Here is a 6,746-nt window from a genome sequence, read left to right as displayed (position 1 = left end):
CCCTGCTCTAGACCGCGCAGCCTTGCTGTTGCGAAAGGTCTGTCCATGCTTTCACCCGCCGATGCCCGCGAACGCTGCGAAGCGCTGATCGAGCGTGCGCGCCGTGCGGGCGCAGAAGCGGGCGATGCGGTCTATGTCGGCAGTTCGTCCGAATCGGTTTCGGTGCGGTTGGGCGCGCTTGAAGATGTCGAGCGGTCCGAATCCGAAAGCGTGGGCCTGCGTGTTTTCGTTGGCGGAGCGTCGGCCTCCATCGGATCGACCGACCTTGGCGATGCCGCGCTGGATGAGCTGGCCAGCCGCGCCGTGGCAATGGCGCGCCTTGCCCCGGCAGACAAGTTCGCAGGCCTTGCGGCCGAAGACCTCCTGCTGCGTGGCACTGTGCCCGATCTCGATCTGGACGATGCCACCGAACGCAGCCCTGCAGAACTGCGCCGCCTTGCCGAACAGGCCGAAGATGCCGCGCGTGCCATTCCCGGCGTGACCAACAGCGAAGGCGGCGGGGCCAGCGCCGGACGCGGGCTGTTCGCGCTCGCCACCAGTCACGGTTTTTCCGGTGCCTATGCCGCATCCAGCCACAGCGTTTCCGCCAGCGTCGTTGCCGGAGAGGGCAGCACGATGCAGCGCGATTATTCGTGGCGCAGCAGCCGTCATGCGGCAGACCTGCTCGGCCCCGAAGCCATCGGGCGCGAAGCGGGCGAACGCGCCGTGCGCCGCCTCAATCCCGGTCGGGTGAAATCGGGCGCGATGCCGGTAGTGTTCGATCCCCGCGTCGCCAATTCGCTGGTGGGCCACCTGCTTGGCGCAATGTCCGGCGCATCGATTGCGCGCCGTGCCAGCTTCCTGCTGGATCGCGATGGCCAGAAGCTGTTCGACAGTTCCATCACCATCACTGACGATCCGCTGCGCCAGCGCGGAATGCGTTCGCGTCCCTTCGATGGTGAAGGCCTGCCCACGGCTCCGCGCAAGCTGGTCGATGCCGGGCACATCACCGGATGGCTGATGGATGCCGCTGCTGCGCGTCAGCTTGGCGCAGCGCCCACCGGCCACGCCTCGCGCGGATCGTCGGGGGCGCCGCACGTCACCTCCAGCAACGTCGCCCTGCTGCCCGGCAGCGTCACCCCTGCCGCGCTGATGGCCGACATTGCCGATGGCGTCTATGTTACCGAACTGATCGGGCAAGGCGTGAATGGCGTGACCGGCGATTACAGCCGGGGCGCTTCGGGCTTCCGTATCGTCAATGGCGAGATTGCGGATGCGATCGCGGAGTTCACCGTCGCGGGCAACCTGATCGACATGTTCGCAGCCATGACCGCCGCCGATGATCTGGAAATCTATCGCGGCATCGATACGCCAACCCTGCGCGTCGACGGCATGAGCGTGGCGGGCGATTGAACCGTCAGCTGCTCACCTTGCGCACCAGACCGTCGACCAGCACTTCCAGCCCGTTGGCATAGCTGGCGTCCAGATCGAACATCCGCTTGAGATGATCGGCCATTGCCGCGTTCTCGCGGTAAAGCGCCCAACCCACGGTCAGCGATAGCACCGATGCCTGCGCTTCAAGCGCGGCCTCCACGCTGAAGCCATAGTCGCACAACGCGCCTGCAATCGCCTGCGCGCGGCCTTCGTCCGCTTCGCGTGCAGGCGTTGCCACGGCCAGCAGTCGCGCGGAATCGCGGTGCCCGCATAACACTTGTGCCAATCCGCGGCCCAATTGCAGCAGCCACGTCCGCGCATCGGCGCACGCGGCAAGCCCGGCGCGTCCTCGCGCGTAGATATCCTCGGCCATCATCGAGAGCAGTTCGGCCTTGTCGCGCACATGCCAGTACAGCGCCGGGGCCTGTACCGAAAGCCGCGCGGCCAGCGCACGCATCGTTATGCCGTCAAGCCCTGCATCCTCCAGCAACGCAAAGCCGGCGCGCAGGATGCCGTCTCGATCGATGGAAATGTCGCGTTGACGGGCCATGCCTCCGTTTGACAATTTAACAATGTTAAGTAAAGTGGCGTTGCAGTTTGGGAGAACGGCGATGATTCACGTGCGCAACGCCTGGCATGTCGCCTGCTGGGCGATGGACCTGGAAACGGCTCGGCCATTTGCGATTACCATCGCGGGCGACCCGATCGTTATTGCAAGGATGGAAAGCGGCAGGCTGATCGCGCTGGAAGACCGCTGCGTTCACCGCCTTGCCCCGCTTTCGCTCGGGCGGTGTGAGGGTGAAAGCCTGCGCTGCATGTATCACGGCTTCCGCTTCGCTGCCGATGGCGCTTGCGTTGAAATCCCGGGACAGGACATGATCCCGGCAACCGCGCGGGTGCGTGCCTATCCGGTGGAAGAGCGGCATAGCTGGGTATGGGTGTGGCTGGGCGATCCGGCCAGGGCCGATCCGGCGCTGATCCCGCAGGCCGTGGGCTTTGACGATCCGGGCTATATTCTTGGGCGCGGTCAGCTGGACTATGCGGCCAATGCGCAACTGATCCACGATAACCTTTGCGATTTCACCCATCTGGCCTTCGTCCATCCTGCCAGCTTTGGCGCGGACGAGGAATGGGCGCGTACCCGGCCCAAAGTCACGCAACTGCCGCGCGGCGTGCGCTTCGAACGCTGGGTGCGCAATCAGTCTGGCGGGCGATCCGGGCCGGAACGGGTCGATGTCTGGTCATGCTACGAATATCACGTCCCCGGCATTCTGCTGATGCCGACGGCGTCCTACCCGGTCGGCACCGCAGACCGTCTGGGCGATGCACCGCCTCCGCCGGACCTGCCGAAAACCGGGGTCACGTTCACCAGTCAGGCGGTGACCGCGCTGACCGATACCACCAGCCGCTATTTCTTCAGCTGGGGGCCGCACCGCGATCACGGCGACGAAGCCTTGCGCGATCTGCTGATGGGCCTCGCCGCAAAGGCTTTTGCCGAAGACAAGACCATGATCGAAGCGCAGCAGCGCGTGATCGACCTGGACCCGGCGCGCCAACCGATGCCCGCCACTTTCGACAAGGGCGTTGTGCTCTATCAGCGCCTAGTCGAACGGCTGGCGCGGGAAGGGGCGGCTTCGGAAGCCGCCTGATCGCTCAGATCAACCCGGCCAGCGGGCTGCTGGGGTCGGCATACTTGCGCGTCGGCATACGGCCCGCAAGATAGGCATCGCGCCCCGCCTGCACCGCCAGCTTCATGGCACGGGCCATGCGGATCGGGTCTTTTGCTTCGGCGATGGCGGTGTTCATCAGCACGCCGTCGCAACCCAGTTCCATCGCCACGGCGGCTTCGGATGCGGTGCCCACGCCCGCGTCGACCAGCACCGGCACTTTCGCGCCTTCCACGATCAGTCGCACGGTGACCTTGTTCTGGATGCCAAGGCCCGAACCGATCGGCGCACCCAGCGGCATGACGGCCACGGCACCGGCATCCTCAAGCTGCTTGGCCGCAATCGGATCGTCCACGCAGTATACCATTGGAAGAAAGCCTTCCTTGGCAAGCACTTCGGTGGCGCGGATCGTCTCTACCATGTTGGGATAAAGCGTGCGCGCCTCGCCCAGAACTTCCAGCTTCACCAGATCCCAGCCCCCCGCCTCGCGCGCCAGCCGCAATGTGCGGATCGCGTCGTCGGCGGTGAAGCAGCCAGCGGTGTTGGGCAGGTAGGTGATCTTCTTCGGGTCGATGTAATCCGTCAGCATCGGGGCCTTGGGATCGGACACGTTGACCCGGCGCACGGCGACAGTGACGATTTCCGCGCCCGAAGCCTCAACCGCAGCGGCGTTCTGTTCGAAGTCCTTGTATTTCCCCGTGCCGACGATGAGGCGCGAACGGAAGGTGCGACCGGCAACGGTCCATGTGTCTTCGTTCAAATCCGTCACGTCAGTCTGTCCTCCACCCACGAAATGCACGATTTCCAGCACGTCCCCATCCGCAATCGCCACTTGGGCGAGCGTCGACCGGGGGACAATTTCGCCATTGCGCTCGACCGCCACTTTGGCGGGATCGAGTTCGAGACTGCGCACGAGATCGGCGATCGAGCCAGGGTTTGCGCGGCGCGGTTCGCCATTGACGGTGAGGGATAGCGTTGCGGTCATGCGGCCCGCTTTAGCGATGCCGCACAGGCGCGCAAGGCCGGTTTAGAAGCGTTCAGGTGCAGCTAGGTGCAGCTAGGTGCATCTAGGTGCACTTCAGGAATGGCAGGTGTTGGTGCGGATATTGATCAGGTGCGCCACGGCGACAAGCAGCACGCCGATGACTGTCAGCACCACTTCTTCGGCCCCGTGACCCACGGCAACCGCGCCACCCATAAGCGCAAGGCCAGTGCTGCCGATCATCAGCGGCAAAAACCGCCCGTGCCGCAGCGCGCCGATGCCGATGGTCAGCGCGCCAATGACCAGCGCAAAGGCAAGGCCCCAGCGGTGCCAGTCAGGATCGAGCAGCACGCCGCCGCCAATGCCCATCACGCCCACCAGAAATACGCCAGCCACGCAGTGCAGCAGGCACAGACCAGACAGGACCACGCCAAACCGGTCCAGCCGGGCACGCAGGGAAGGAAGGGCATCGCTCATCTCGCCGTCCATATATGTTATAGTATTACATGGCGCAAGTGAGGGACCGTAACAATTTTGCCCCAAGAGCTATGCGCGAGGCGCTGACAATCCCCTTGAGATTTCCGGGGCACAGGAGCAGGGCGGGCGCATGTCATCCACTGCCTCAAACCATGTCCCAAAGGACGCGCTCGCCCTTGCCCGCTGGCTGTTCATCGTCGCGCTGATGGTCGTGGCGATCGTTGCGGTGGGCGGGATTACAAGGCTTACCGAATCGGGGGTTTCGATCACCGAATGGAAGCCGGTGACGGGCACGATCCCGCCGATCACGGACGCGCAGTGGCAGGCGGAGTTCGACGCCTATCGCGCCACGCCGCAGTACCAGTTGATCAATGGCCCGGCGGGGATGACGCTGGAAACCTACAAGTTCATCTTCTTCTGGGAATGGATTCACCGCCTGATCGCGCGGACCATCGGCCTCGTCTTCGCCCTGCCGCTCGCGTGGTTCTGGGTGAAAGGCCGCATTCCGCAAGGTTACAAGCCCCGCCTTCTGGCACTGCTGGCACTGGGCGCGGCGCAGGGGGCAGTGGGTTGGTGGATGGTCAAGTCCGGCATCGTCAACGACGTGAAGGTCAGCCACTTCCGCCTTGCCGCGCACCTGCTGGTGGCGCTGTTCACGCTGGGCGGACTGGTGTGGACCGCGCTCGATCTGATCGCGCTTTCGAAGGGCAAGGCGCGTGCGCGGTTGCGCGGGCTGGGATTGGTGGCGTTGATCGTGCTGCTGGTGCAACTGTTCTACGGCGCGCTGGTGGCGGGAATGCGTGCGGGCACATCGGCAGGCGCAGGCTGGTTCAGCATGGACGCATGGCCGCTGATGCAGGGCAAGTTCTATCCCGATGGCGTGGACTGGGCGCTCGGCGCGGCCCATGCCTTCCTGTCAGACCCGTTCCTCGTCCACTTCATCCATCGCTGGTGGGCATGGGTCGTGGTGGCGGTGCTGGTGGTTGTCGCGCGGCGGTTGCGCAAGACTGACCGCGAAGCCTCGATCGTGCTGCACAGCGTGTTCGGCACGCAAGTGCTCCTCGGCATCTTCACGGTGTGGAGCGGCGTGGCGCTGTGGATTGCCGTGCTGCACCAGTTGGTCGGCGCGCTGCTGGTGGCGGCAACGGTGTGGAGCGCGCACCTGCTCGGTTCCCGCAGGTGACGGCAGCGCTGATCTGGTGCCCGTTCGGCGATGCCCAAAGCGCCGAAGCGGTGGCGGGCAAGCTGCTAGACGAACGCCTGATCGCCTGCGCCAACATTCTCCCAGCCGTCCGCTCGCTCTACCGCTGGAACGGCGAACGGGGCGAAGGCGCCGAAGTCGCTGTCCTGTTCAAGACCCGTGCCGATCTGCTCGATGCCGCCGTAGCCCGGCTTGAAGCGCTGCACCCTTATGATGCGCCCGCGATTGCCGGGTGGCGGTGTGATGCGGCGGGGGCGGCAACGTTGGGGTGGTTGGAAGTGGATTGTGGGGTGTTGGAGGGTTGACGTGGCACGGCCAGGATTGCTTGCCCAACCTCGTCATTCTGAACTTGTTTCAGAATCCATTTAGCCGATCAACCCGCCGCTCGTGCGGAGAAATGGACCCTGAATCAAGTTCAGGGTGACGAAGGTTTTTGTGATCGCGTTGCTTATGAGGCCGCAGTACAAATCCGAAAGTGCGCTGCCGGAGGACTATCATGGCGCTTAAGATGCACCCGTCGCTCGCCGTCCATGTCGGCGACTGGCTCAAGACCGAGATCGTCGACCCTGCCGGTGTCAGTGTCACCGCGCTGGCCGAGCATTTTGGCGTTTCCCGTCAGGCGCTCAGCACTCTGCTTAACGGTAATGCCAGTCTGTCTGCGGACATGGCCATCCGCTTCGAGAAGGCGTTCGAGATAAAGGCCGATACTCTGCTGCGGATGCAGACAGCTTACGAGCTTGCCCAAGCTCGCGAGCGCGAAGATGAGATCAAGGTTGCGAGGTTCGCAAGGGCAGCTTAAAGCCTGAGTTTGCAGAGCGGTATTATTTTACCTCTCCAAAAACCCGCAGTTTGCTTGACTCTGGTGGGGATTTGCAACAAAGGCGCGCTTCGTTCGTCGTGATGCAAGCGGATTTCCGCCCGGATCGGCGCACTGAAATTCCAAGGGAACCGTAGCCATGAAGGCTCTCAGCAAGGTCACCCGGTCGATCAAGCCGGCCGAGGTGGA

Annotated in this window: 9 protein-coding genes; 5 read left to right on the top strand and 4 right to left on the bottom strand. The window is 64.1% G+C overall.

Annotated features, from left to right (window positions below):
* Positions 1-45: 45 nt before the first annotated feature.
* Positions 46-1,392 carry a TldD/PmbA family protein gene (locus ACOVQ0_RS04835; RefSeq protein ID WP_421880837.1) on the top strand — a complete coding sequence of 449 codons (1,347 nt, stop codon included), beginning with the start codon at positions 46-48 and terminating at the stop codon, positions 1,390-1,392.
* Positions 1,393-1,396: 4 nt separating this feature from the next.
* Here the strand turns inward: ACOVQ0_RS04835 and ACOVQ0_RS04830 are convergent, their stop codons facing one another.
* A complete protein-coding gene (locus ACOVQ0_RS04830) occupies positions 1,397-1,963 on the bottom strand; it encodes a TetR family transcriptional regulator (protein WP_421880834.1) in 567 nt (188 codons plus the stop codon).
* A 61-nt stretch (positions 1,964-2,024) separates the two neighbouring features.
* On the opposite strand from ACOVQ0_RS04830, the gene ACOVQ0_RS04825 reads away from it, so the two are divergent.
* Positions 2,025-3,062, top strand: coding sequence for a Rieske 2Fe-2S domain-containing protein (locus tag ACOVQ0_RS04825; RefSeq protein WP_421880831.1), 1,038 nt, complete (start codon positions 2,025-2,027; stop codon positions 3,060-3,062).
* Between the two features lie 4 nt (positions 3,063-3,066).
* Here the strand turns inward: ACOVQ0_RS04825 and thiS are convergent, their stop codons facing one another.
* Positions 3,067-4,065 (bottom strand): sulfur carrier protein ThiS, encoded by a 999-nt coding sequence (thiS, locus tag ACOVQ0_RS04820; RefSeq protein WP_421880829.1) that lies wholly within the window; start codon positions 4,063-4,065, stop codon positions 3,067-3,069.
* A gap of 93 nt (positions 4,066-4,158) precedes the next feature.
* Positions 4,159-4,539 (bottom strand): MerC domain-containing protein, encoded by a 381-nt coding sequence (locus ACOVQ0_RS04815; protein ID WP_421880826.1) that lies wholly within the window; start codon positions 4,537-4,539, stop codon positions 4,159-4,161.
* 130 nt (positions 4,540-4,669) lie between these two features.
* Between ACOVQ0_RS04815 and ACOVQ0_RS04810 the strand changes: the two genes are divergently transcribed.
* The 3 genes from ACOVQ0_RS04810 to ACOVQ0_RS04800 all read left to right on the top strand — a co-directional run bounded on the left by ACOVQ0_RS04810 (position 4,670) and on the right by ACOVQ0_RS04800 (position 6,539).
* On the top strand, positions 4,670-5,722 hold the full coding sequence (locus ACOVQ0_RS04810) for a COX15/CtaA family protein (protein ID WP_421880822.1): 1,053 nt from the start codon (positions 4,670-4,672) through the stop codon (positions 5,720-5,722).
* On the top strand, positions 5,719-6,045 hold the full coding sequence (gene cutA / locus ACOVQ0_RS04805) for a divalent-cation tolerance protein CutA (RefSeq protein ID WP_421880819.1): 327 nt from the start codon (positions 5,719-5,721) through the stop codon (positions 6,043-6,045). The genes ACOVQ0_RS04810 and cutA overlap by 4 nt, the downstream gene beginning before the upstream one ends.
* Positions 6,046-6,236: 191 nt before the next feature.
* Entirely contained in the window at positions 6,237-6,539 is a 303-nt protein-coding gene (locus ACOVQ0_RS04800; RefSeq protein WP_421880816.1) for a HigA family addiction module antitoxin, read from the top strand.
* 27 nt (positions 6,540-6,566) lie between these two features.
* On the opposite strand, the gene ACOVQ0_RS04795 is transcribed toward ACOVQ0_RS04800, so the two are convergent.
* The coding region (locus ACOVQ0_RS04795) for a hypothetical protein (protein ID WP_421880813.1) at positions 6,567-6,746 on the bottom strand (180 nt) is incomplete at its 5' end.

It is taken from the genome of Novosphingobium sp., assembly GCF_049240505.1.
Taxonomy (GTDB): domain Bacteria; phylum Pseudomonadota; class Alphaproteobacteria; order Sphingomonadales; family Sphingomonadaceae; genus Novosphingobium.
This window is presented reverse-complemented; position numbering and strand designations above follow the sequence as displayed.

Bases quoted from the DNA above. Each gene is read 5' to 3' on its own strand.
- ACOVQ0_RS04835 (WP_421880837.1), top strand. From the start codon at position 46: ATGCTTTCACCCGCCGATGCCCGCGAACGCTGCGAAGCGCTGATCGAG.
- ACOVQ0_RS04830 (WP_421880834.1), bottom strand. From the start codon at position 1,963: ATGGCCCGTCAACGCGACATTTCCATCGATCGAGACGGCATCCTGCGC.
- ACOVQ0_RS04825 (WP_421880831.1), top strand. From the start codon at position 2,025: ATGATTCACGTGCGCAACGCCTGGCATGTCGCCTGCTGGGCGATGGAC.
- thiS (WP_421880829.1), bottom strand. From the start codon at position 4,065: ATGACCGCAACGCTATCCCTCACCGTCAATGGCGAACCGCGCCGCGCA.
- ACOVQ0_RS04815 (WP_421880826.1), bottom strand. From the start codon at position 4,539: ATGAGCGATGCCCTTCCTTCCCTGCGTGCCCGGCTGGACCGGTTTGGC.
- ACOVQ0_RS04810 (WP_421880822.1), top strand. From the start codon at position 4,670: ATGTCATCCACTGCCTCAAACCATGTCCCAAAGGACGCGCTCGCCCTT.
- ACOVQ0_RS04800 (WP_421880816.1), top strand. From the start codon at position 6,237: ATGGCGCTTAAGATGCACCCGTCGCTCGCCGTCCATGTCGGCGACTGG.